This is a genomic window from Thiohalobacter sp. (assembly GCF_027000115.1).
Lineage (GTDB): Bacteria > Pseudomonadota > Gammaproteobacteria > Thiohalobacterales > Thiohalobacteraceae > JALTON01.
In genome coordinates this window covers 17,622-39,460 of the sequence record NZ_JALTON010000015.1, presented here as the reverse complement: position 1 = coordinate 39,460, position 21,839 = coordinate 17,622, and the positions used below count along the sequence as shown (strand labels likewise).

General features: G+C 67.2%; 18 protein-coding genes and 1 tRNA gene. 6 read left to right on the top strand and 13 right to left on the bottom strand.

Annotated features, from left to right (window positions below; translation table 11 throughout):
• Positions 1–368 precede the first annotated feature (368 nt).
• A tRNA-Pro gene (locus MVF76_RS01930) sits at positions 369–445 on the bottom strand.
• A gap of 158 nt (positions 446–603) precedes the next feature.
• Between MVF76_RS01930 and folD the strand changes: the two genes are divergently transcribed.
• On the top strand, positions 604–1,461 hold the full coding sequence (gene folD / locus MVF76_RS01925) for a bifunctional methylenetetrahydrofolate dehydrogenase/methenyltetrahydrofolate cyclohydrolase FolD (protein WP_297527102.1): 858 nt from the start codon (positions 604–606) through the stop codon (positions 1,459–1,461).
• A 14-nt stretch (positions 1,462–1,475) separates the two neighbouring features.
• Here folD and MVF76_RS01920 read toward each other — a convergent pair whose 3' ends face one another.
• The 4 genes from MVF76_RS01920 to gltX all read right to left on the bottom strand — a co-directional run bounded on the left by MVF76_RS01920 (position 1,476) and on the right by gltX (position 7,256).
• Positions 1,476–3,914, bottom strand: coding sequence for an EAL domain-containing protein (locus MVF76_RS01920; RefSeq protein WP_297527101.1), 2,439 nt, complete (start codon positions 3,912–3,914; stop codon positions 1,476–1,478).
• Entirely contained in the window at positions 3,911–4,297 is a 387-nt protein-coding gene (locus MVF76_RS01915) for a hypothetical protein (RefSeq protein WP_297527100.1), read from the bottom strand. Before MVF76_RS01915 ends, MVF76_RS01920 begins: the two co-directional genes overlap by 4 nt.
• A 90-nt stretch (positions 4,298–4,387) precedes the next feature.
• Entirely contained in the window at positions 4,388–5,770 is a 1,383-nt protein-coding gene (gene cysS, locus MVF76_RS01910; RefSeq protein WP_297527099.1) for a cysteine--tRNA ligase, read from the bottom strand.
• Positions 5,771–5,774: 4 nt separating this feature from the next.
• Positions 5,775–7,256, bottom strand: a complete 1,482-nt coding sequence (gene gltX / locus MVF76_RS01905) for a glutamate--tRNA ligase (RefSeq protein WP_297527098.1) — start codon at positions 7,254–7,256, stop codon at positions 5,775–5,777.
• Positions 7,257–7,372: 116 nt separating this feature from the next.
• On the opposite strand from gltX, the gene MVF76_RS01900 reads away from it, so the two are divergent.
• Together MVF76_RS01900 and MVF76_RS01895 are read left to right on the top strand one after the other, a co-directional pair.
• Complete coding sequence (locus MVF76_RS01900) at positions 7,373–7,963, top strand: peptidylprolyl isomerase (RefSeq protein ID WP_411293535.1); 591 nt, start codon at positions 7,373–7,375, stop codon at positions 7,961–7,963.
• A 39-nt stretch (positions 7,964–8,002) separates the two neighbouring features.
• A complete protein-coding gene (locus MVF76_RS01895) occupies positions 8,003–8,752 on the top strand; it encodes a UDP-2,3-diacylglucosamine diphosphatase (protein ID WP_297527097.1) in 750 nt (249 codons plus the stop codon).
• Positions 8,753–8,755: 3 nt separating this feature from the next.
• Here the strand turns inward: MVF76_RS01895 and MVF76_RS01890 are convergent, their stop codons facing one another.
• From MVF76_RS01890 to MVF76_RS01880, 3 genes are read right to left on the bottom strand one after another with little or no spacing between them, the layout of a single operon-like run.
• The gene (locus tag MVF76_RS01890; protein WP_297527096.1) at positions 8,756–9,469 is read right to left on the bottom strand and encodes a hypothetical protein; all 714 of its coding nucleotides are present in this window, start codon (positions 9,467–9,469) and stop codon (positions 8,756–8,758) included.
• Complete coding sequence (locus MVF76_RS01885) at positions 9,466–10,329, bottom strand: ferritin-like domain-containing protein (RefSeq protein ID WP_297527095.1); 864 nt, start codon at positions 10,327–10,329, stop codon at positions 9,466–9,468. Before MVF76_RS01885 ends, MVF76_RS01890 begins: the two co-directional genes overlap by 4 nt.
• Positions 10,316–11,557, bottom strand: a complete 1,242-nt coding sequence (locus MVF76_RS01880) for a DUF4147 domain-containing protein (protein WP_297527094.1) — start codon at positions 11,555–11,557, stop codon at positions 10,316–10,318. Before MVF76_RS01880 ends, MVF76_RS01885 begins: the two co-directional genes overlap by 14 nt.
• 166 nt (positions 11,558–11,723) lie before the next feature.
• Here MVF76_RS01880 and MVF76_RS01875 point away from each other — a divergent pair, with 166 nt between their 5' ends.
• Positions 11,724–12,080 carry a hypothetical protein gene (locus MVF76_RS01875; protein WP_297527093.1) on the top strand — a complete coding sequence of 119 codons (357 nt, stop codon included), beginning with the start codon at positions 11,724–11,726 and terminating at the stop codon, positions 12,078–12,080.
• A gap of 3 nt (positions 12,081–12,083) precedes the next feature.
• Here the strand turns inward: MVF76_RS01875 and MVF76_RS01870 are convergent, their stop codons facing one another.
• The gene (locus MVF76_RS01870; RefSeq protein WP_297527092.1) at positions 12,084–13,268 is read right to left on the bottom strand and encodes an O-succinylhomoserine sulfhydrylase; all 1,185 of its coding nucleotides are present in this window, start codon (positions 13,266–13,268) and stop codon (positions 12,084–12,086) included.
• A gap of 365 nt (positions 13,269–13,633) precedes the next feature.
• Between MVF76_RS01870 and MVF76_RS01865 the strand changes: the two genes are divergently transcribed.
• The gene (locus tag MVF76_RS01865; RefSeq protein ID WP_297527091.1) at positions 13,634–15,190 is read left to right on the top strand and encodes a methyl-accepting chemotaxis protein; all 1,557 of its coding nucleotides are present in this window, start codon (positions 13,634–13,636) and stop codon (positions 15,188–15,190) included.
• A 255-nt stretch (positions 15,191–15,445) separates the two neighbouring features.
• Positions 15,446–17,845, top strand: coding sequence for an EAL domain-containing protein (locus MVF76_RS01860; RefSeq protein ID WP_297527090.1), 2,400 nt, complete (start codon positions 15,446–15,448; stop codon positions 17,843–17,845).
• A gap of 3 nt (positions 17,846–17,848) precedes the next feature.
• On the opposite strand, the gene purF is transcribed toward MVF76_RS01860, so the two are convergent.
• The 4 genes from purF to folC all read right to left on the bottom strand — a co-directional run bounded on the left by purF (position 17,849) and on the right by folC (position 21,838).
• Positions 17,849–19,363, bottom strand: coding sequence for an amidophosphoribosyltransferase (gene purF, locus MVF76_RS01855; protein WP_297527089.1), 1,515 nt, complete (start codon positions 19,361–19,363; stop codon positions 17,849–17,851).
• Between the two features lie 20 nt (positions 19,364–19,383).
• A complete protein-coding gene (locus MVF76_RS01850) occupies positions 19,384–19,875 on the bottom strand; it encodes a CvpA family protein (protein WP_297527088.1) in 492 nt (163 codons plus the stop codon).
• Positions 19,876–19,936: 61 nt separating this feature from the next.
• Positions 19,937–20,557, bottom strand: coding sequence for an SPOR domain-containing protein (locus MVF76_RS01845; RefSeq protein WP_297527087.1), 621 nt, complete (start codon positions 20,555–20,557; stop codon positions 19,937–19,939).
• Positions 20,558–20,587: 30 nt separating this feature from the next.
• Positions 20,588–21,838, bottom strand: coding sequence for a bifunctional tetrahydrofolate synthase/dihydrofolate synthase (gene folC, locus MVF76_RS01840; RefSeq protein ID WP_297527086.1), 1,251 nt, complete (start codon positions 21,836–21,838; stop codon positions 20,588–20,590).
• Position 21,839: the final 1 nt, after the last annotated feature.

Sequence of the window (21,839 nt, the reverse complement as noted above, 5' to 3'; positions counted from 1 at the left end):
TCCCTGTTCGCACTGGTCGGGGTAGAGGGATGATTCGGGCTGCGCCCTCACCCCTCCGGGGCCGCGGCTGCGCCGCGTTCGGCCTGCTCCGCAGGCCGTCGAACCCGCCATTTCGATACGTCGGGGGGTTCGAATCTTCCCGACCCCTCGCCGCGCGGTTCACTCGCCCGCGGCGGACTCCCTGTTCGCACTGGTCGGGGTAGAGGGATGATTCGGGCTGCGCCCTCACCCCTCCGGGGCCGCGGCTGCGCCGCGTTCGGCCTGCTCCGCAGGCCGTCGAACCCGCCATTTCGATACGTCGGGGGTTCGAATCTTCCCGACCCTTCGCCGCGCGGTTCACTCGCCCGCGGCGGACTCCCTGTTCGCACTGGTCGGGGTAGAGGGATTCGAACCCCCGACATCCTGCTCCCAAAGCAGGCGCGCTACCAGACTGCGCTATACCCCGCGCTGCCCGCCGCGCCGGTCTGCCGCGCAGCAAGGGCGCAGATGATAAGGCGACCGTAGGCGCGGGTCAACGCGGCCGGCGCCGGATCTCCCTTGTGGCGGCACAGAGGCGCGTGCGAAAATTGCCGGCTTTCGGCCATCCGAGACCAGGCTTCGAACATGACCGCCCAGATCATCGACGGCAAGGCCATCGCCGCGGAGGTGCGTGCCCGCGTGGCCCGGCGCATCGAAGCGCGACTGGCCCAGGGCCTGCGACGGCCCGGTCTGGCAGTGGTACTGGTGGGCGAGGATCCCGCCTCGCAGGTCTATGTCCGCAACAAGCGCCGCGCCTGCGACGAGGCCGGCCTGCTGTCGAAGTCCTGGGATCTGCCGGCCGATACCACCCAGCAGCAACTGCTGGAGCTGATCGACACCCTCAACGCCGATCCCGAGATCGACGGCATCCTGGTGCAGCTGCCCCTGCCTGCGCACATCGACACCACGGCCGTGGTCGAGCGCATCCGCCCGGACAAGGACGTGGACGGCTTCCACCCCTACAACATCGGCCGGCTGGCGGTGCGCATGCCGGTGCTGCGCCCCTGCACGCCCGCCGGGGTCATGACCCTGCTGCGCGCCATCGAGGAACCCTTCTACGGCCGCGAGGCGGTGGTGGTCGGGGCCTCGAACCATGTCGGCCGGCCCATGGGCCTGGAACTGCTGCTGGCGGGCGCCACCGTGACCACCTGCCACCGCTTCACCCGCGACCTGGCCGCCCACGTGGCCGCTGCCGACATCCTGGTGGTCGCCGTGGGCAAGCCGGAACTGGTCAAGGGCGAATGGGTCAAGCCGGGCGCGACCGTGATCGACGTCGGCATCAACCGCCAGCCGGACGGCCGCCTGGTCGGCGACGTGGAATTCGCGCCGGCCGCGGAACGCGCGGCCTGGATCACGCCGGTGCCCGGCGGGGTCGGCCCGATGACGGTTGCCACCCTGCTCGAGAACACCCTGCACGCCGCGGAAGCGCTGCACGGCGACTGAACTTCGGCAACAGTTCACAGGCTGGCAATCGTGTGCATGCGCGCCCGCCGCTCCTCGAGGACGGCCTGGATGGGGCGTGGCCGCCCCACGCCATAGCCCTGCCCGTAATCGACGCCGAGTTCTGCCAGTGCCAGGCGAATGGCATCGGATTCGACGAACTCGGCGATGGTGCGGATCTCCATCACGTGACCCAGATTGTTGATGGCCTCGACCATGGCGCGATCGATGGGGTCGTCGATCATGTCGCGCACGAAGCTGCCGTCGATCTTGAGGTAGTCCACATCGAGGTTCTTGAGATAGCCGAAGGAACTGAGCCCGCTGCCGAAGTCGTCCAGGGCAAAGCGGCAGCCCAGGGCCTTGAGCTGGCTCATGAAGCGCACCGCGCGGCGCAGGTTGGCAATGGCCGCGGTCTCGGTGATCTCGAAACAGAAGCGCTCGCCAGGCACCGGCGACTCGCGAATGGCATCGACCAGGAACTCCAGGAACTCGGTGTCGCCCAGCGAGCAGCCGGAGATATTCACGGCCCAGACCACGGGCTCCGGGGCCTGCAGCATGGCGGCGGCATGCATGAGCACGCGATTGACCACCCAGCGATCGATGGTCGGCATCAAGTTGAAGCGCTCCGCGGCAGGGATGAAGGCCATGGGCGCGATCTCCTCGCCGGCCTCGTTGCGAATCCGCAGCAGCACCTCGTAGTGATACCCGTCGGAAACCTCGTCACCGAGCGGCGCGATCGGCTGCAGATAGAGCACGAATCGCTCCTCTTCCAGGGCGCGATGGATGCGCGATACCCAGCGCATCTCGCCGCGCCGCTCGCGCACCTCGCGATCGTCCGGCTGGTACAGGTGCACCCGGTTGCGGCCCGTATCCTTGGCGGCATAGCAGGCGACATCCGCGGCACTGTAGACCTGCGCCACGTTTTGCATCTGACCGTCGATGGCCACCACACCGATGCTGACCCCGATCTCGAAGCTGTGCTCGTCGAACACGAAGCGAAAATCGCGGATGGTACGCCTGACCTGTTCGGCGATGGCGAGCGCCCGGCTGGCCGGGCAGTGCCTCAGCAGAATGCCGAACTCGTCGCCACCCAGGCGCGCCAGTATGTCGGTTTCACGAACCGCCTGCTGCAACAACAGGCCGACCTGGCGCAGCAATTCGTCGCCGGCGACGTGACCGCAGGTGTCATTGACCACCTTGAACTGATCGAGGTCCAGGTAGCAGAAGGCGTGTTCGCCCTGGCCGCCCTGAACCTGAACCTGCCGCAGGGCCTCCTTGAGCCGCTCCTCGAACGCGCGCCGGTTGTACAGACCGGTCAGGGCATCATGGGTGGCCTGATAGGACAGCTCGCGAGCCAGCCGCCGGGCATGGCCGACATCGTGAAACACCATGACCGCGCCGATCAGCTCGCCGTTGCGGTCGCGGATGGGCGCCGCCGAGTCTTCGATGGCCACTTCATCGCCATTGGCCCGGATCAGCAAGGTGTGCTCGGCCAGTTCCAGGGTCTCGCCGCAGACCAGGCACTGCTCGACCGGATTCTCCACCGGCTCACGGGTGTTCTCGTTGACAAGCTGCATCACTTCGCGGATGGGGCGACCACGGATCTCGTGCAACTGGTAGCCGGTCAGGCGCTCGGCGACCGGGTTGAGATACTGGATACAGGCCGCTTCGTCGGTGGTGATCACTGCGTCGCCGATGGAATGCAGGGTGACCTCGATGCGCTCCTTCTCGTCGAACAGGGCGGCCTCCGATTCCCGTACCCGGTTCAGCGCCTCGCGCAACTCGTCCTGCTGCACGCGCATTGCGTCCAGGGCACGATTGAAGAAAGTACCGAGAAAGCCGAACTCGTCCGGCCGCCGCTCATCGAAGCGGGCGCCCGCGTCTCCACGAATGAAACGCTGCGCCGTGGCGACCATGTCCAGAAAGGGCCGCGTCAGGATGCGCTGCAGAATCCACTGCAGCACGAAACCGAAGGCCGAGAACAGCAGCCCCATGGTCAGCAGCACCTGCTTGCGACGCTCGGTCATCTCGGCCCCGATGTCCGGGGCAAACACTTCGAGCCGGCGCAGCCCCAGCGTCTGGCGCAGGCGCTCGCCCCGCACCACCTGGCGATAGCCGTTGATGCCCTCTGCCGATATCTCGCCGAATCGATAGCGCCCGTTACGGGTGTCGAGCACAACGCCGACCAGGTCGTAGTCGCGCATCAATGCGCGGATGCGTCCCTCGGCCAGAGCCGGATCAGGCGATTCCAGCTCTTCCAGCAGCGCCTCCAACTGGTAGGCGAAGCGGTCCGCATTGAGCGCCTGGCGCCCGCGGATCTCCTCCTCGAGGGTGCGCAACTGGAACAGCGACAGGATGAGCCCGACCAGCATGGTGCCCCAGAACACGATGCCGGTGATGCGTGCCGGCAGGCGGGACCGCAGGGGCAGTTCCGGTGTATCGAGTTCCCGATTCATCGAAAGCGCAACGCCTTGAGCGCCATCAGCACCGGGCAGACACCGCTGATCCCGGCACCCAGGATGGCAAAGCCCATGAACCAGGGGAAAAACCAGAGCTGCTCGGAAAGCTGGTGATAGGAGAGGAACAGCAGGGTCGCCACCACCAGCCGCCAGGCGCGCTCGGCGTCGAAGGCGATCCGGGCAACGCCGATATCCGGCTCCTGGCTGTCCGGGCCCGGCTCACTCCCGAACAGGCTCTGCAGCACCAGCGGCAGGCGGAAATTGGTCACCCCCTCGAACAGCATCAGGCCGATCAGCCCCCAGACGATCTCCGGCCGTTCCAGGTACAGGCCCAGCAGGAGCAGCGTCCCGACCAGCGCGCGGTAACCTCGGTCACTCACAACACACCCCACAACCACAAATAAATAAAGGGATTTTCGGCAATCCACGTTCGACTGAACCAGCGGCCGGTGACCGGCTTTCTTGAATCCTCAGGCGCGACGCCAGCTCGTGCCCCGGGGACCGTCCTCCAGCAGGATGCCGGCGTCGCGGAGCTGGTCGCGAATGCGGTCGGATTCGGCCCAGTCCTTGCGCGCGCGGGCCTCGGCGCGGGCCGCGAGCAGGGCCTCGATCTCGGCGTCGCTCAGCCCCTCCGGCGCGCCACCACCCCGTAAATATAGCTGGGGATCCGCCTGCAGCAGCCCGAGGATGCTGCCCAGCCCGCGCAGAGTGGCGGCCAGGTCGGCCGCCTCCGGGGCGTCCTGCTCCTTGGCACGATTGAGGTCGCGGGCCAGTTCGAACAGCAGGGCGATGGCCTCGGGGGTGTTGAAATCATCGTCCATGGCGTCGCGGAAGCGCAGCAGGAAGTCGGGCAGCATCTCGCCCTCGTCGGGCCGGGCGCCCCGCAGCGCAGTGTACAGCCGGTCCAGCCCGCTGCGGGCCTGGTCGAGATTGTCCTCGCTGTAGTTGAGCGGGCTGCGGTAGTGGCTGGAGAGGATAAAGAAACGCACCACCTCCGGCTGGTAGCGGCCCAGCACCTCGCGCACGGTGAAGAAATTGCCCAGCGACTTGGACATCTTCTCCTCGTCCACCTGGATGAAGCCGTTGTGGATCCAGTAGTTGACGAATTTGTGCCCGGTGGCGGCCTCGGACTGGGCGATCTCGTTCTCGTGATGGGGAAACTTGAGGTCCATGCCCCCGCCATGGATGTCGAAATGGTCGCCCAGGCAGCGGGTGGACATGGCCGAGCACTCGATGTGCCAGCCCGGACGCCCCTCGCCCCAGGGCGACGGCCAGCTCGGTTCGCCGGGCTTGGCCGCCTTCCACAGCACGAAGTCCAGCGGGTCGTCCTTGGCCTCGTCCACCTCGATGCGGGCGCCGGCCCGCAGGTCATCGGGACGCTCGCCGGAAAGCTGGCCGTAGCCCTCGAAGCAACTGACATCGTAGTAGACATCGCCATTGTCGGCCTGATAGGCATAACCCTTGGCCACCAGGGTTTCGATCATGCGGATGATGTCATCCATCGAGGCCGTGGCACGCGGCTCATGGTCGGGCGGCAGCACGCCCAGCGCCGCGGCATCCTCGTGCATGGCCTCGATGAAGCGCTGTGTCAGCCGCTCGAAAGGCTCGCCGTTCTCGCTGGCGCGACGGATGATCTTGTCGTCGATGTCGGTGATGTTGCGGACATAGGTCACGTCGAAACCCAGCTCGCGCAGGTAGCGCACGATGACATCGAACACCACCAGCACCCGGGCATGGCCCAGATGGCAGTAGTCGTAGACGGTCATGCCGCAGACGTACATGCGCACCCTGCCGGGTTCGAGCGGCTCGAAGGGTTCCTTGCGCCGGGTCAGACTGTTGTACACATGCAGCATGTTTCTACTCTCGCTCGTTGAGACAGACATCACGGGCCAGCCGCAGCCGCCGCGCAATGCGCTCCGGCCCCAGCAACGGCCACAGCCGGCCCAGTTCCGGGCCCTCGCGCCAGAGGCTGCCGCGCTCGGGGTCGGCAAGCTCCCCAGTCAGCGCCGCCCGCAGCGGCAGGTAAAGCGCCCGGCCCTTCCTGCCCGTGGCCGCCGACAGATCCCGGGTGAAGTCGCGGAAACCACTGCCGGCATCGAAACAGGCCAGCGCCTGCGCGAAGAACCCGGCACCGGCCGCCAGGATCTCGGCCCGGGCGTCCGGGGCATGGTGCCCGGTTTCCGCGAACAGGTCACCCGCCCAGACATGGGCATCGACCGGCAGCGTGATATTGTCCCGCACCGCATGGACGAACTCGAGTGCCCGCTCGGGCGGCACCAGGTCCTCGATGCAGTGGCCGTCGGCGAAGCAGCGCCCGCGCAGCCAGTCCCACAGCTCGGCATCGGTCGCGGCGGCAATGGCGGCCTTCTGCCAGTGCAGCAGCTGCTGCGGGTCGTGCCGTGCCGGGGAACGTCCCAGGCGATCGAGGTCGAACCGCGCCGCCAGCACCTCCAGCGACAGCAGTCCCGGATCATCTGCCAGCGCCTGTCCCAGCCTCGCGAGGTGGTTGACGATGGCTGCCGGCAGGTAGCCGGTATCGCGCAGGGCGCGAATGGTTTCGCTGCCGTTGCGCTTGGACAGGGGCGCCCCGTCCTCGCCCAGGATCAGCGGCAGATGGCCATAGGCCGGCGCGACCAGCTCCAGGGCCTCCAGCAGCAGCAACTGGCGCGGCGTGTTCGCCAGGTGATCCTCACCCCGCAGGACATGGGTCACGCCCATCAGCGCATCGTCGACCGCATTGCCGAAGAAGAAGGCGGCGCTGCCGTCGGCCCGCCGGATGACGAAGTCGCCGATGTCGTCGCTGGCGAAGACCTGCGGCCCACGAACCAGATCCTCGAACCCGATCTCGCGCCCCGGGGGCACGCGAAAGCGCAGTGTCGGTCGGCGCCCCTCCGCCAGCCGTTCGGCGCGCTGTTCGGGGGTCAGCCGGGCACAGGTGCCCGGATAGCGCGGCGGCCGGCCGTCCGCCATCTGTGCGGTCCGCGCCCGGGCCAGCGCCTCCGGTGTGCAGAAGCAGGGATAGGCCAGGCCGGCGGCCTCGAGACGCTCGAACAGGGGGCGGTACAGGTCGTCGCGCGCCGACTGGCGACAGGGGCCGGCAGCCCCTTCCCGCTCCGGCCCCTCGTCCCAGTCCAGGCCGAGCCAGCGCAGATCCTCGACCAGTTGCCCGACGAAGCGTTCCTCACTCCGTTCGCGGTCGGTATCCTCGATGCGCAGCAGGAAGCGGCCCTTTCCGGCCCGTGCCAGCAGCCAGTTGAACAACGCAGTGCGTACATTGCCCAGATGCAGTTCGCCGGTGGGGCTGGGGGCAAAGCGGGTGACGGGGGCGCTCGGGATCATGACCGCGGCATCTTACTATCAACCGCTGTCCCGCACATCCCGCACCCCGCCAGGGATGAAGCGCGGCGCCCGAGCCGGTATCATGCCGGAACCCGAAAACTGGAAGGCCGCGCACCATGCATCGACTGTTCGCCGCCCTGCTGCTGCCCCTGTTCCTCGTTTGCGCCGCGCCGGCAGCCGCGGCCGAGACCCCGGAGAAAGCCACCGTGACCGTACGCATGCAGACCAACAAGGGCGACATCGTCCTCGAACTCGACGCCGAAAAGGCCCCGGAAACCGTCGCCAACTTTCTCGAGTACGCCCGCTCGGGCTTCTACGACGGCACCATCTTCCACCGCGTCATCCCCGGCTTCATGATCCAGGGCGGCGGCTTCACCCCCGACATGTCGCAGAAGCCGACGCGCGCCCCGATCAGGAACGAGGCCGACAACGGCCTGCACAACGAAACCGGCACCATCGCCATGGCGCGCACGCCGGACCCGCACTCGGCCACCGCCCAGTTCTTCATCAACGTGAAGGACAACAGCTTCCTGGACTTCAGCGCCCCCACGCCACAGGGCTGGGGCTACTGTGTGTTCGGCAAGGTGGTGGAAGGCATGGACGTGGTGCACGCCATCGAGAAGGTGGCCACCGGCACCCATCCCAGCGGCCATCAGGACGTGCCGCAGGAGCCGGTGATCATCGAAAAGGTCACCGTCGAGGACTGAGGCCGCCCGCGCCGCACCCTCCGGGGTGCGGCCGCCGTCATGCCCCGCCACACCCTGTTCATCTCCGATCTGCACCTGGACCCGCAGCGCCCGCACATGCTGGCGCTGTTCCGGCGCTTTCTGGCCGGCATCGATGCCGAGGCCTGCGATGGCCTCTACATCCTCGGCGACCTGTTCGAGGCCTGGATCGGCGATGACGAGGATGATCCGGTGCTGCTCACGGTGCTCGAGGATCTCGCCGCTCTGAGCGCGCGGGGCGTGCCGCTTTCCGTAATGCACGGCAACCGGGACTTCCTGCTCGGCGATCGCTTTGCCCAGCGTACCGGCGCCCGGCTGCTGGCCGACCCCTCGGTCATCGACCTGTACGGCCGCCCTACCCTGCTCATGCACGGCGATACCCTGTGCGCCGACGATGTCGACTATCAGGCCTTTCGCGCCCAGGTGCGCAATCCGGACTGGCAGGCCGCCTTCCTGGCACGGCCACTGGCCGAGCGCCGCGCCATCGCGACGAGTCTGCGCGAGACCTCGAAGACGGAAACGGCCGGCAAGGCGGCCGAGATCATGGACGTGAATGCGGAGGCCGTGGTCCGGGCACTGGCCGAACAGGGCGTCGACCGGCTGATCCACGGCCATACCCACCGTCCTGCCCTGCACCGGCTCGAGGTGGCCGGCCGGCCCGCCCAGCGCATCGTCCTAGGGGACTGGTACCAGACCGGCAGTGCGCTGCTGTGCACGGCCGACGATTGCCGGCTGCTCGAAGTCGGCGCCGACGGTGCGCTGCTCGGGTAAGGCTCAGGGCAACTGCAACAGCTCGTAACCCTCGGGGATCTCGAACAGCTCGCTGGCCACGCTGATCCGCGGCGCGTAATCGACCAGCAGCCGCTCGCGGCCATCGCGGATGCGCATGCGCACCGGCAGCCCCGCTGCGGCCATGCGGTCGCCGGCATAGACGTAGTTGGCCAGGTAGCAGGGCGTGCGGAATTCCGCCGGCGTCTTGTCCAGGTCCCGGAACTGCCGCCCCGCCAGCACCCGCTCGTAGGCGGCGAGCGCCCGCGCCGCATCACCCAGCAGGCCCGGCACCACCGAGGCATCGGCACACAGGGTGTCGCCAGCATGCAGCCGGTACTCGCTCACCGCGTAACCGCCAATCGGCGGCGCATCCTCGGCCAGGTCGAGATCGACCCGGTAATCGGGTGCGGCGGCGCGATCGAAGTCGAACCGCTCGATGCGCACCAGGGTCCGTGTCTCGTGCGCCACGCTGGTCACCCGCCCGCTATGGCGCTCGAACAGCACGAAGTCGCTGCCGTCGCGGTTGTCGTCGATACGCAGATAGTCGGGCGTCACCAGTACCCGCACCGGGTAGACATCCGTCCCCGGCTCGCGCTCCTGATAGAGCAGCATGACGGCCTCGACCGAACCACCGGCGGCCTCGGCCGCAAGCGCCGGTACGGACAGCACCAGACCCAGTACGCATCCCAACAGCAGACCCGGATACTTCACCTTCACGACAACTCCCCGGACACGTCCGCCGGTTCCCTGGCCGTCTGCGTATCCGCGCTGCGCTCGGCCAGCGCCTCCAGCCTGGCCATTTCGGATTCGGTGAAGCCCGCGCGCAGGCGGGCCTCGACATGGAACGGGCCCTTGACCCGCCCCGCGAGATGTTCGTTCAGAAGACCCTCGAAGGTGGCCTCGGGTTCCAGCCCGCGCTCGGCGCACAGGTGGCGGAACCAGCGGGTACCGATCTCGACGTGGCCCACCTCGTCGCGCAGGATGATCTCCAGCGCCGCCACGCTTTCCCGGTCGCCCGCCTCGGCCAGCCGCGCCATCATGCCCGGCGTGACATCCAGGCCGCGCGCTTCCAGCACCCGCGGCACCAGCGCCATGCGGATCAGGGGATCGTCCCGGGTGTCCAGCGCCATCTGCCACAGCCCGTCGTGGGCCGGGAAGTCGCCATAGTCGAATCTGAGCGCCCGCAGCCGCGCACGCAACAGGCCGAAGTGCTCGGCCTCCTCGCCCGCCACCCGCGCCCAGTCGCGGTAATAGGCCTCGGGCAGGCCCGGGAAGCGACACACGGCATCCCAGGCGAGATTGATGGCATTGAACTCGATGTGGGCAATGGCATGCAGCAGGGCGGCACGCCCCTGGACCGAGCCCAGCCGGCGCCGCGGCACCCGCTTGGGCGGCACCAGTTGCGGCCGCGGCGGCCGCCCCGGCCTGTCCAGCGCGCCGCCGGCCCGCTCGGGATGCACCGCGAGTCGCCCTGCCGCCAGATCGGCGACCGCAGCGGCGGTGAGGCGGCACTTGTCGTCGGGGTCACTTGCCGCCAGCGCCGCGGCGGCACGGGGGAACAGCTCATCGGCACTCATGGCTGCATTGTACGTCAACGCCGGGCTGCCGCAGGCCGAGCACCAGATCGGCGACATTGGTGCCGGTCGGGCCCGTGTGCAGCAGATCCCCGCTCGCCTCCAGAAAGCGGCCGGCATCGGCCGCCGCCAGCGCCGCCTCGGGATCCAGTCCCTGCGCCCGGCCCCGCGCGATCGTGCCGCCGTCGACCAGGGCACCGGCATCCGGTGTCGGCCCGTCCCGACCGTCGGTTCCCGCAGCCAGCAGGGCACAGTCGCCCACGCCGGCCAGCACCCTGGCTGCCGCCAGCGCCAGATGCTGGTTGCGTCCGCCCCGGCCGGGATGCGGCGGCAGATGCACGTTCGATTCGCCCCCCGCCAGCCACAGTTGCGGCGGGCCCTCGACCAGTTCGGTGGCAAAGCGGCGCCCGAGGGTCTCGGCATTGCCGGAGAAGCGGCCGGGCACACGCCGGCAGCGCAGGCCCATGCGCCCGGCCTCGGCCGCGATGGCCGCCAGGGCATCATCCACCGAGGCAATGACACGGTGCGGAATCAGCGGGCGCGTACCGGCCGGCGCATCCTCGCGCACCCAGCGGCTCAATGCCTCGGGCACTGCCGGCAACGGACCGTCCAGGGGCGCATGAAGGGGACCGGAGCCGATGGCCGCGGGATCGTCGTCCGGAACGTCCGATATCAGCAGTACCTCGGCGTGCGGCGTGCGCAGACAGCGGGCCAGACCGCCACCCTTGATGCGGGACACGGCCTGGCGAACACGGTTCATGGCGTGGATGTCCAGCCCGCTGCCGAGCATCCATTCGGTGAGCCGCCGCAGGTCATCGAGCGTCATGCCCGGCGGCAGTGCCTCCATCAGCGCAGACGCCCCGCCCGAGAGCAGCACCAGCAGCTCGCGATCCGGCGGCACGGCGGCCGCGAAGTCGCGGGCGGCGGCGCCTGCCGCCAGGCTGTCGGCATCGGGCAGCGGGTGTCCCGCCGTCAGCACCCGCAGCGCCTCCAGTCCCTCGGCGGGATAGCCATGCGGAACCACCACCAGCCCGCGCTCGACCCGACCCTCGAGCGCCTGCAGCGCCCCGGCCGCCATGGCAGCCGCCGCCTTGCCCACGGCCAGCAGATGCACGGGGCGGGCGCGTCCCCCGGCCAGGGCCTCGCGGGTCACCCGATCGCCGGCCACGGCCGCCAGGCCCACCTGGAACAGATCCAGCAACCGGTGACGCAGATGCGTAGCAGGATTCATAGCTTACACATACAGTTATGAATCATTTCTAATACGGATTCCCGGTTGGCACCGGATTCGCGCAGGGATCTGCCCGAATGCACCGGCCGCGATCATTACCGGTTTTTGACAGCGGACTTTGCGCTGGTGCATGCTGCCCGAAACGGGAACGAGGGGAGGCACGGCCATGGCAGCGCGTACCCACCTGCTGGAAATCTTCGAACCCGAGGACTTTTCCGGCCACAACCCGTTGCATGTCGAAGGCGAGGGACTGATCCGCGGCGGCAACGGTGCCTTCTACTACCTGCTCCACCTCAACGGCGACGGCTTCGAGATCGAAGGCGAAGCGGTTTCCCAGCTCCTCATCCTACCGCGCTACAACGAGGACCCCATCAAGGCCGCCCAGGAGAGCAGCTGCACCGTCATCATCGAACGGGTGCTGCCCGGCTGCGAACTGCAACCCGGCCAGCCCTTTTCCTACAACGACATCTGCCACTGGGGCGTGGGGCGCATCCGGCCCAACGGCAACGGCGAAGAAAGCTGACCCTCACAAGGCGTCCAGGCCGCGCGCCAGATCCTCCTGGATGTCGCGCACGTCCTCCAGGCCCACCGCCACCCTGAGCAGGCCGTCCGTGATGCCCGCCGCCGCGCGCTGTTCCGGACTCAGCCGACCGTGGGTCGTGGTGGCCGGATGGGTGATGGTGGTCTTGGCATCGCCCAGGTTGGCCGTGATCGACAGCAGCTCGGTCGCATCCACCACCTGCCAGGCGCCCGCCTGCCCGCCCTTTACCTCGAAGCTGACGATACCGCCGTAACCCGACTGCTGGCGGCCGGCCAGTTCATGCTGCGGATGCGAGTCCAGCCCGGGGTAATGGACGCGGGTCACGGCCGGATGCGCCGTCAGCCACTCGGCCAGTTGCTGCGCATTGCGGCAGTGCGCCTGCATGCGCAGCGCCAGCGTCTCCAGCCCCTTGAGGAACACCCAGGCATTGAAGGCGCTCATGGTGGGGCCGGCGGTACGCAGGAAGCCGTACACGTCCCCGCCGACGCGCTCCGCGTCACCGACCACGGCGCCACCCACGCAGCGGCCCTGGCCGTCGAGATACTTGGTCGCAGAGTGAATGACGATGTCCGCCCCCAGCGCCAGCGGCCGCTGCAGGGCCGGCGTGCAGAAGCAGTTGTCCACCACCAGCAGGCAATTGTTGGCATGGGCGAGATCGGCCAGGGCGCGGATGTCGCCGAGCGTGGTGAGCGGATTGGACGGAGACTCCAGGAACAGCAGCCGGGTTTCGGGCCGGATGGCCGCGGCCCAGGCGTCGAGATCCTCCAGATCCACATAGCTGGTCTCGATGCCGAGCTTGCCGAGATAGTTGTCGAACAGCACCACGGTGCTGCCGAAGATGGCTCGCGAGGAGGCGATGTGGTCGCCCGCCTTCAGCAGCCCCAGACAGGTGGCCAGGATGGCGGACATGCCCGAGGCCGTCGCCACGCAGCGTTCGCCGCCCTCCAGCGCCGCCAGCCGCGCCTCGAAGGTGCGCACGGTGGGATTGGTGAAACGGGAATAGATGTTGCCCGGCTCTGCACCGGAGAAGCGCGCGGCCGCCTCGGCGGCCGAGCCGAACACATAGCTCGAAGTCAGGAACAGGGGTTCGGCATGCTCCCCCTCGGCGGTTCGCCGCTGGCCGGCGCGGACGGCCAGGGTGGCCGGTCGGTAATGCTTGTCTTCGTTCATGGCAAGGCCCCCCGGGCACAAAAAAACCCGCTTCACCGATGCGAAAGCAGGCCGCTCTCGCTTTAGCTGGATTTCTTTCCCGCGCCCGCAAGCTGAGTTCAAATCGGCGCATCAACAACTTAGCAGAAATCCGCAGGGCCGGCAATCACGCCAGGCCCTTTCCGGCACACAACAGCCCCGCCACCAGGATGCGGGCGGATACAAGTCGTATCCGGTTCATTGCCTGCCAGGACAACGAGGCGCCTGCCGCCCGCTGCCGCCCTGGTGGAAGATGGGGGCTAAAGTTGGCCAAGAACCCGCCGACTCTGGATAGCAGCCAAGTTTTCCACATCTTGCCTCAGTTTTTCGTTGACTTGGAGGGAGCCATGAAACGAAATCTGCCGGTAACGGACCACGAATTGGACTATGCCGAAGATCGGCGATTCATCTCCACCACCGACCTGAAAGGCATCATCCGTCATTGCAACCCGGATTTCATTGAAATCTCGGGATTCAACGAGAACGAACTCCTCGGTGTCAGTCACAACGTCGTCCGTCATCCCGACATGCCACCGGCCGCCTTTGCCAACCTCTGGCAACACCTCAAGGCCGCTCGCCCATGGATGGGACTGGTCAAGAACCGCAGCAAGAGCGGCGACTACTACTGGGTGGACGCCATTGTCACACCTATCGTCGAGAACGGGCAGGTTACCGGCTATCAATCCGTTCGCGTGAAACCCACGCGGGAGCGGGTGGCGCGCGCCACCCGCCTGTATGCCCGTCTCATGAGCGGCGGCAAGAGTGTCTGGCCTACATGGCTGCCCAGACCCGGGCTCCGCGCGCGCATCCTGGCAGCGGCCTCGCTTACCGGCATCGCGGTCGTGGCGGGTCTGGCCTGGCACCCGCTGATAGCCGCCGGTGCCGGCGCCCTGACCGCCTGGGTCGGTGCCAGCCGGGTCAGCCATCCCTGGCGACGGGCAGCCGAGGAATCCCGCAGCATCTATGACAATGCCATCATGCGACCGCTTTACACCGGCCGCCATGACGAACTGGGTCAGCTTCAGCTCGTCCAGCACTACCAGCGGCAGCTCATGGAAACGCTGGTGTGTCGGATGCGCGAAGCTGTAGACCACCTGGAGTTCGTGGCCGCGGAAAACCACCAGCAGATTTCCAGAAGCTGCCAGCAACTGGGAAAACAGACAACCGACGTGGCACAAGTTGCTACGGCCATGGAAGAAATGACGGCCACTGTATCCGAGGTAGCGCGCAATGCCGCGCAGACCTCGGAAGCGATCGGCGAGGCCGATGCCTCCAGTCGACAGGGTTCGGCCGTGGTCGATCAGGTGGCGGGCGAGGTGGGCGAGCTGGCCACCGCACTGGGCCAGGTACACGAGGTGGTTTCGACCCTCAAGGAGGGCAGCGACCAAATCGGCACCGTGATCGATGTCATCCGCGGCATTGCCGAACAAACCAATCTGCTGGCACTCAATGCAGCCATCGAAGCGGCCCGGGCCGGTGAACAGGGCCGGGGCTTCGCGGTCGTCGCGGACGAAGTCCGCACCCTCGCCAGCCGCACCCAGACCTCCACGGACGAGATCCAGCACATGATCGAACAGTTGCAGCAGGCCACCAACCAGGCCAGCGAGCGACTGGAGGCGGTGCAGGGCCGTATGATGCGGACCGAAACCACCACTGCCAAGGCCCGAGATGCATTGAGTGAAATCAAACAGGCCATGGAGCGGATCACCAGCATGAGCGAACAGATTGCCACGGCTGCTGAGGAACAGAGTGCAGTGGCGCACGAGATCAACCAGAATATCCTCAGTATCAATGAGGCGTCTCGCCTGGTGAACGAGTCGGGCAACCAGGTGGAAGCGGCCAATCAGGAACTGGCACGCACCATCGACCGGCTTGCGGGAACCATAAAACAGTTCGCGCGCTGAAAAGTTACGGGATCAGGATGTATTGACCCGGCAACCCAATATGCCGTGTTCAGGCGCAGAGAAATCCCCTGCCCGGCGTCACACGACATATTGGGTTGCCGGGTCAATAACCATCTGAAAAACGCGGTTCTCTCCGGCCGAGCCGAGCAATCACGGCGCGGGTGCGGGTGATCCTGCCCACCGCGCTGCCCGTGGTCCGGGAAAAACACTTCTCCGGATACTATGCTTGGGCTACCACCCCCGCGGGAGGAGCCCATGGTGCCCACCCGGCCTGCCAGCCAGTGGCCGCACGCCGCCACGGACCGCCACGGCCGACCGGTCGTGATGCTCGGATTCGCCGCCATCGTCGGCCTGATGCTGCTCTCCACGCTGATTGCAGTCAGCGTGCTGACCCGGGATGTCATGCGTCTCGAGCGCCTGATCGAGAACGACTACCGCAAGATAGACCTCATCTACCAGATGCGCACCGCGGCCCGCGAGCGCACGGTCTCGCTGCAGAAGATGCTGCTGCTGTCCGATCCCTTCGACATGGACGCGGAGTGGATGCGGATCAATGAAATGGGTGCACGCTTCGCCGAAGCGCGCAGCGAACTCATGACCCTGCCCCTGGACGAGAACGAACGCCGCTTGCTCCGGGAACAGCGCAACATGACCGCTCGGGTCGGTGCCTTGCAGAGAACAATCGCCGAATCCCTGCTCGCCGGAGAAGGCGACGCGGCACTGGCGCTGCTGCAGGACGTCGTACTGCCGGGACAGGACGCCGTCTTCAAGACCCTCTCCACCCTGGTCGCGAGTCGCAAGGACAACGCCCAGCGGGCGCTGGCGCAGGCCCACCAGGAGCTGTTTCACACCCGCCTCGCGCTGGTCATTCTGGCCCTGATGCTCGCTCTGCTGAGTTTCCTCATCGCCCGCCGCGTCCAGCGCATTACCAGCGAGGCCGCCGAGTCTCTGGATGCCGCGCGTGAACACTACCAGACCACGCTGTACGCCATCGGCGACGGCGTGATCAGCGTGCATGCCAATGGGCGCGTCGCGGAGATCAACCGCGCCGCGGCCGAACTCATCGGCCTTGCGCCCGAGGAAGCCATCGGCCGCCCGGTACAGGAGATCCTGCACATCCTGTCCGAGGCGTACCCCCGGCAACAGCTCGATCCGCTCGGCCGCGTGCTGGAACAACCGGGGACGGTTAACTCCGACGGCGACACCCTGCTTCGCCGCCTCGACCAGGAACAGATCGCCATCGAGTACACCGCCACGCCCATTTATGGCCGGAACGGCATGCTCAGGGGCGCCATCCTGGTGTTCCGCGACGTCACCCGCATGCGGGCGCTTTCCAACCAGCTCGCCTATCACGCCCGCCATGACGCCCTGACCGGACTCATCAACCGTCGCGAGTTCGAGAATCGAATACGGGAGGCGCTGGAGGAAGCACGGATCCAGGAGAAGACATTCTGGCTGGCATTCATCGATCTCGACCAGTTCAAGATCGTCAACGATACTGCGGGGCATCTGGCTGGCGATGAACTGCTGAAACGTGTGGCCGAGCAGCTCCGGCTGCTGATACGGGACACCGATCTGGTAGCGCGCATGGGCGGTGATGAGTTCGCGGTGCTGCTCAGGCGTTGCGACGAGGACGGCGCACGGGTCATGCTCGATCGCATCCGGCACGCGGTCGAGAACCTGGGTTTCACCTGGGACGACAAGCAGTTCTCGATCAGCGTCAGTATCGGGCTGGTACCGCTGAACGGCGACAGCGGCAATCTCTACGAATTGTTCAGCCTTGCGGACAGCGCCTGTTATCTCGCCAAGGAAACCGGACGCAATCGCGTGTATGCCTGCCATGCCGGTGACCTGGCCATCAGCCGGCGCGCGGGCGAGATGCAGTGGGTCCAGCGCATCAACGAGGCACTGGCCGAGGATCGTTTCATGCTCTATTACCAGCCGATCGTATCGGTTGCCCCGCGTGAGGATGTCCATTTCGGCGAGATCCTGCTGCGACTCGAGGACCGGAACGGGAAACTGGTTCCGCCCGGAGCCTTCATTCCTGCTGCCGAACGCTATAATCTGATGCCGCGAATCGATCGCTGGGTGCTGCGCAGCGTCGTGGCGGAGCTGGGCCGCAACGGCTGGGCGCGGAATGGCAAGGACATCTGCTTTTCCATCAACCTCTCGGGCCAGTCGATCGGTGACCGGGGCTTCATCGAGGAAGTGATCGCGTTACTGGAAGGCAACCCCGGGCTCGCACCTCACCTGTGCTTCGAGATCACGGAAACCGCCGCCGTTTCCCATCTCGCCCATGCAGCGCACTTCATCCGCCGTATACGTGAGCACGGCTGCCGTCTTGCCCTGGACGACTTCGGCAGCGGTCTGAGTTCCTTCGGCTATCTCAAGAACCTGCCCGTCGACCTGCTCAAGATCGACGGCAGCTTCGTGCGCGAGATCCCGCGCGAACCACTGGACCGGACACTGGTCGAGTCCATCAACCAGATCGGACATGCCCTGGGCATGGAAACGCTGGCGGAGTTCGTGCAGGACCAACAGGTGCTGGACGAGCTGGTGGCCATGAGCGTGGATTTCGGGCAGGGCTACGCGCTGGCCCGGCCACGGCCGCTTGCCAGTCAGCTCAGTGAGTTTGCCCGGGGCAGAACGGCCTGAACCTCAAGCAGTGTTGTGCAGCTCGATGACTTCCTCGTCGGCACTGCGACGCGCGGCCTTGGCGGCATCGTTGCGGACATCCTCCAGGTGCTGCAGGTAGGACTCGTCCACGTCCCCGGTGACGTATTCGCCATTGAATACCGAGGTGTCGAAGCGGGCGAGCCTGGGGTTGCCCTTCTGCACCGCGCGGACGAGATCCTCCAGATCCTGGTAGATGAGGCGATCGGCACCGATCACTTCCGCTATTTCCTCGACCGTGCGGTTGTAGGCCACCAGTTCCTCGCGGGTGGGCATGTCGATACCGTACACATTGGGGTAGCGCACGGGCGGCGCCGCGGAAGCAAAGTACACCCGGCGCGCGCCGGCCTCGCGGGCCATCTGGATGATCTGCCCCGAGGTGGTACCACGAACGATGGAATCGTCGACCAGCAACACGTTCTTGCCCCGGAACTCCAGGTCGATGGCATTGAGCTTCTGGCGCACCGATTTTCTGCGCTGCTGCTGGCCGGGCATGATGAAGGTGCGCCCGATATAGCGGTTCTTGATGAAGCCCTCGCGATACTTCACGCCGAGATTGTTGGCCAGTTCCAGGGCCGAGGTGCGGCTGGTATCGGGAATGGGAATCACCACGTCGATGTCGTGCTCCGGCCATTCCCGGCGGATCTTGGCCGCCAGCTTCTCGCCCATGCGCAGCCGGGCCTTGTACACCGACACGTCATCGATGATGGAGTCGGGCCGCGCCAGGTAGACGAATTCGAAGATGCAGGTCGCATACTGCGCATCTGCCGCGCAGACCCGCCGATGCAGCTGCCCGTCCAGGGTGGCGATGACGGCCTCCCCGGGCGCCACGTCGCCGATCAACTGGTAACCGAGCACGTCCAGCGCCACGCTTTCGGAGGCAAAGGCATACTCCTTCACGCCACCGGCACCGCTGCGTTCGCCCACCACCAGCGGTCGGATGCCGAAAGGATCGCGAAAGGCGACGATGCCATAACCGGTTACCATGGCCACGGCGGCATAGGCGCCGCGGCAGCGCCGGTGCACGGCCTCGATGGCCCCGAATATGTCCTCCGCGCTCACTTCCAGCTTGCCCTGGCGCAACAGTTCATGGGCAAAGATGTTGAGCAGGATCTCGGAATCGGAATCGGTGTTGATGTGGCGCAGGTCCTCGCGGAACAGATCCTGCTTGAGCTGCACGGCATTGGTCAGATTGCCGTTGTGGGCCAGGCTGATGCCATAGGGGGAGTTGACATAGAAAGGCTGTGCCTCGGCACTGGATTCGCAACCGGCCGTCGGATAGCGCACATGGCCGATACCCATGTTGCCATGCAGCCGCAGCATGTGGCGGGTGTGAAAGACGTCCCGAACCAGGCCGTTGTCCTTGCGCAGATAGAGGCGATCGCCGTCGCAGGTCATGATGCCGGCCGCGTCCTGCCCGCGATGCTGGAGTACCGTCAGGCCATCGTAGAGCGCCTGATTCACGCGCTCCTGGGCCACGATGCCTATGATTCCGCACATGGTAGGAAACTACTCCCCTGTCAGTCGAAATGCACGTCCGCCGCCACGTCCGGCGGCAGGAAATCCCGCAGCCAGAGCGCGATGCGCTCGAAATGCGGCAGCAGGATCGAGTCCTGCCACCAGGGATCCTGGGGCACGGCGGTCAACCCGGCCAACAGTACCAGCACCGCCACCACCATGGCGCCGCGCACCACGCCAAATACCATACCCAGCATGCGGTCGGTGCCGCCGAGGCCGGTCTTGCGTACCAGCTGCCCGATCAGGTAGTTCACCAGCCCGCCCAGCAGCAGCACGGTCACGAACAGGCCGGCGAAGGCCAGCGCCGCGCGGGCCGAGGGCAGACTCACCCAGTTCGCCAGCAGAGCGGCGGCGCGGTCGGTGAACGCCAGCGACACCCAGAAGGCCGCGATCCAGGTCACCAGCGACAGCGCTTCCTTCATGAAGCCCCGGACCAGGCTCAGCAGCGCCGAGATGGCGATGATCACCAGAATGACAATGTCGGCGCCGGTCATGTGACGCCCTGCCCCCGCGGCCCGCTGCCGGGCCGCCCCCTGGATATCTGCCCTGCCGCCATCAGGGGTGATGGGTGACCATGCCGGCCATGCCGAGTTTCTGTTTCAGCTCGTCGCGCAGCTTCTCCGCCCGCGCCCGCTCCAGCTCGGGTCCGACCCGGACCCGGTAGGTGGTCCCCTTGGGCGTCTTCGCCGGCTGCACGAAGGCGGCATAGCCCAGCGCGCGCGCCCTGTCCCGCAGCGCCGTGGCGTTGGCCTCGCTGGAAAAGCTGCCGAGCTGCACGACCCAGCCGGTCAGCTCCGGTGGTGGGGTGGACGCCGGCACCGCAGGCTTCACCGGCGGCGTCTCGACAGCGGGCGCAGGACTGGCGCCAGCCGCGTTTTCCTCGGCGACCGATGCCGACGAGGGCTGCGCCGGCTCCGCTGCCGCGGCCATGGGTTCGGCCGTTGCCGTCGCCGGTGCCTCCACCAGCCCCTCCGGCGGCGCGGGGGCCGTCACCTCCGGCGGCGGCAGCACCAGGGGCTCGGCGGGTTCGCGGATGATCGCCTCGGGCATGGGCGGCAGGTTGCTGCCGGGCTCACCGAGATCCTCGGGGCTTTCCAGGATCATGGGCACCAGGATCACGGCCAGGGCGACCAGGACCACGGCACCCACCAGGCGTTGCTTGAGCTTGGAATCCACGGCTTGCCTCGCGGAATCGGGAAATGGGGATTATAACGCTTCCGCCACGGTCAGGAAGGAACCGAACACCAGAATACGGTCCCCCGGCACGGCCGTGCGCTGCAATTCGGTCACCAGGGCCGCGACCCTGCCCTGCCCCGCCGGCTCGATGCCCGCGTCACGCAGCCGCATCGCCAGGGCCTCCGCCGACAACCCGCGCGTTCCCGCCGTGGTGGCGGCGTACCAGGCATCCACCCGATCGCGCAACGGCGCCAGCATGTCCGCGAGATCCTTGTCCGCCAGGACACCCAGCACCGCCAGGGTGCGGCCGGGAACTGGATTGGCGGCCAGGTAACTGGCCAGCCGCGCGCAGGCATCGGGATTGTGGGCCACGTCGAGCAACAGGGGAACCCGGCCCGCGCGCCTCTCCAGCCGTCCCGGCAGCCGTACCGCGGCCAGCCCCTCCGCAACGGCCTCGCGAGGGGGCGCCAGACCGCCCGGCAGTGCTTCGAGCGCAGCGAGGACACCCGCAGCGTTGTCGTACTGGTGCACACCGGTCAAGGCCGGGGCAGGCAGGCCCTGGAAACGCCATTTGCGGCCCGTCCAGTCCCAGCGACCGTCGGCACCGAGACGGGCAATGTCAAAGTCGCGGCCACGCAGCCGCAGGTCGGCACCGACCTCCGCAGCCGTTTCGGCCAGCGTGGCCGGCGGGCGGGGATCGGCAACGATGGCCGGCCGGCCGCAGCGGAAGATACCGGCCTTCTCCCGGCCGATGGATTCCCGGTCGTCGCCGAGCCAGTCACAATGGTCGAGATCGACGCGGGTGACCAGCGCGACATCGGCAGCCACCACATTGACCGCATCCAGCCGACCGCCCAGACCCACCTCCAGCAGCTGCAGGTCCAGTCCGGCCTCGGCGAACAGCAGCAGCGCAGCCAGGGTACCGAACTCGAAATAGGACAACGTGGTGTCGCCACGAGCCTGGTCGACGCGCTCGAAGGCGGCCATCAGCGACGCATCATCGATCTCCGAACCGTCGATGCGGATGCGCTCGTTGTAGCGCAGCAGGTGCGGCGAGGTATAGGCGCCCACGCGCCGCCCCGCCGCGCGCAGCACGGCCTCCAGCATGGCCACGCTGGAGCCCTTGCCGTTGGTGCCGGCGACGGTGACGGTGGTGCAGGACGGTTTGTCCAGGCCGAGGCGGCGCGCCACGACCGCGACCCGCTCCAGGCCGAGATCGATGGCGCGGGGATGCAGGGTCTCTTGCCACGCCAGCCAGGCGTCCAGCGTCGGGAAGCGCACG